4 protein-coding genes are annotated in these 2,753 nt (G+C 50.9%); all 4 read right to left on the reverse strand.

Going from position 1 to position 2,753, the window contains the following annotated elements:
- A partial coding sequence (locus AB7E14_RS22445) for a ChbG/HpnK family deacetylase (protein WP_428169986.1) occupies positions 1-282 on the reverse strand: 282 nt, incomplete at its 3' end.
- 11 nt (positions 283-293) lie between these two features.
- Positions 294-1,649 (reverse strand): 6-phospho-beta-glucosidase, encoded by a 1,356-nt coding sequence (locus AB7E14_RS22450; RefSeq protein WP_043000889.1) that lies wholly within the window; start codon positions 1,647-1,649, stop codon positions 294-296.
- Between the two features lie 119 nt (positions 1,650-1,768).
- Positions 1,769-2,611: a transcriptional regulator ChbR gene (gene chbR / locus AB7E14_RS22455; RefSeq protein ID WP_080343308.1), complete on the reverse strand. Its 843-nt coding sequence runs from the start codon at positions 2,609-2,611 to the stop codon at positions 1,769-1,771.
- 10 nt (positions 2,612-2,621) lie between these two features.
- The coding region (locus AB7E14_RS22460; protein ID WP_428169987.1) for a PTS lactose/cellobiose transporter subunit IIA at positions 2,622-2,753 on the reverse strand (132 nt) is incomplete at its 5' end.

A 2,753-nucleotide genomic window follows, 5' to 3' on the forward strand; every position in this document is an offset into this window, starting at 1 on the left:
CGTATCTTCCTCTGCCATCTGCCAGATCCATTTTCCCAGACGCCCTTCACGGGTTAATCCCGGCATCTCGGTCAGCGGTTTTCCCAGCGTCAGAACAAAGTGCATCCCTACCGCCAGCGTCGGCAGATCGCGGCTTAAGGCGACCGCATGCTCAATGGCATCACCGTTCACCAGCGCCGTGGTCGAGGTCACCACACCGTGGCGACAGGCCTCCACGATGCCGTAGTTTTGCCCTTTGCTCAGACCAAAATCATCCGCGTTTACAATCAATAAGCGTTCCATAGCCGACCTCTTTAGTGTTGTGCGTCTTTAAGCTTCGCAATGCACCCGGCAAAGTTTGGCAGCCACTTTTCGTGCGCCAGAATCAGTTCACGCGCCAGCCCTTCTGCGTCGTGGTCTGAGTGCACCAGCGGGCTCAGGTTCAGCGCCAGCAACACATCGTTAAACTCACCACTCAGCGCCGCGTTACTGGCAGCGACTTCAAAACCTTTGATGGTATAGATCAATCCCAACACTTTCTCGTCAAAATGGGTGATACGCGGCGTCGGCGTTGCCCCATTGCGACCCAGCGTACAGGTCATCTCTACCGCCCAGTCGGCCGGAATGTTATCGACGTGGCCGTGATGCGGAATGTTGACGTAATGCTCGGTTTGCTTGTCATTAAAAATGGCATTAATGACTTCGCAGGCGGCGTCAGAGTAGTACGCGCCACCGCGCTGCTCCAGCTCCTTCGGCTTGACGTTCAGCTCCGGGTTCTTATACAGATCGAACAGCTGTTTCTCGACCTTCTGTACCACCTGAGCCCGCGCGCCCCCCTTGTAGTATTCGCCTATCTCGATCGCCAGCATCTCTTTTTGCTTGAAGTAGTACAACAAATACGAGCATGGCAGCAGATTCAGAGAGCGAATCAGCCCTTCGCTGAACGGCAGATCGAAAATGTTTTTCACCGTGGAGGCTTTAAGTTGGCCCGAGGCTACGCCATCCAGCAGTTCGGCAAAGCGTGACTGCCCGTTGACGATCACGTCTTTAATGAACACCATGTGGTTGAGACCAAACAGGTCGATCGACAGGTCATCACTCTCTTTCAGTGCCAGCACATCGTGGATGAACATCTTCATCCCGACCGGAATGTTGCACACGCCAATAAAGCGTTTGAAGTTCGTATGACGATAGACCGCTTCGGTCACCATGCCTGCCGGGTTAGTAAAGTTGATCACCCAGGCATTCGGGCACAGTTCTTCCACATCGTTAATAATGTCGAAAATCACTGGGATCGTGCGCAGCCCTTTGAACAGACCACCGGCACCGTTGGTTTCCTGGCCCAGGTAGCCGTGACTCAACGGAATACGCTCATCCAGTTCACGCGCTTTCAACTGTCCTACGCGCAACTGCGTGGTTACGAAATCGGCATCTTTCAGTGCTTCGCGGCGATCCAGGGTTTTAAACACCTTCATTGGCACGCCTGCTTTTTCGATCATACGCTGGCAAAGTTGATAAATAATATCCAGTTTCTCTTCACCGCCTTCGACGTCAACCAGCCACAATTCGGAAACCGGCAGCTCGTGGTAGCGTTTAATAAATCCTTCCAGCAATTCCGGGGTATAGCTGCTGCCACCACCAATGGTGACGACTTTTAATTTCTGGCTCATCGTTTCTCCCTTCAGTGCTTAACACTGGCGTGAATGATGCTCTGCCCTTCTGTCAGATATGACGCGGACGTCCCGCGTCACTAATGGGCAAGCGTAAACCTGGTTGTTGAGTAAAATAATTACTGATTATATTGCGTGAGTTTTTTTCTGTAGCTATTAGGCGTAAATGACGTCATTTTTTTAAATGTCTTAATAAACAGACTTGGACTACTGTATCCCGCTTCATACGCAATATCTGTTACGGAGTAGTTAGTCATCTCCAGCTGTTTCTTGGCAAAGTTAATGCGAATTTCATTAATTAATTGCATCGGCGTTTTGCTGTAATAACGCTGGGTCGCTCGCGTCAGGTATTCCTGAGATTTTGCCGACAGGGAAACCATATTTTCCAGCGCGTTTTCACCAAACTGCGCTTTATCGTGCATGGTTTCCACGGTGGCTTTCAGCCACTGCGGAATATCATCCAGAACCTGTTCTTCACGATAATGGCGCAGGCGGTTGATAATGTAGAAGGTGACCACTTCGACAAACTCTTCCAGCCCGGTATCACGAAAGTTGAGCGAGGCGATAACCGTTTCGACATAGGTTAGAAATGCGCTGTTGGTGCGATAGACCTGCGATGCCACGAAACAGAACGGCATGAGAGGGCTGTAGTGCTGTTCAAAAAAACGTTTACTGATGCCAACGTTGAGAATGCGCGTCGAGCCGAACTCGTAGAAGCTCTGATGGTGCGAACCGAGCGGGACAAACACAAAGTCACCCCGTTCCAGCAGCACGCGTTTACCGTTGATCTCCTGGTAATAGCGCCCCGTGAGCACCAGCGTAAACTCATAGTAATCATGCTGATGCAAACCGCAGGCGCTCTCTGTCTTGTTGTAGATAAAGACATGGAAATTTTTACCGTTAAACAACTGTTGTTCACGGGCAATGGTGATTTCCGGTGCGGTCGCCTGATGTTGCATCATCAACTCCTTACTATTTCAGCTTCTCGTGAAGCTCAATCAACTCTGCCACCAGTTCGCGTGCCAGCATTGACGTCATCAGGTGATCCTGTGCGTGAACCAGAACCAGACTGACTTTCATTTTACCTTCGCCCTGATCGCCTTC

It is taken from the genome of Citrobacter sp., from assembly GCF_050252275.1.
Lineage (GTDB): Bacteria > Pseudomonadota > Gammaproteobacteria > Enterobacterales > Enterobacteriaceae > Citrobacter_A > Citrobacter_A amalonaticus.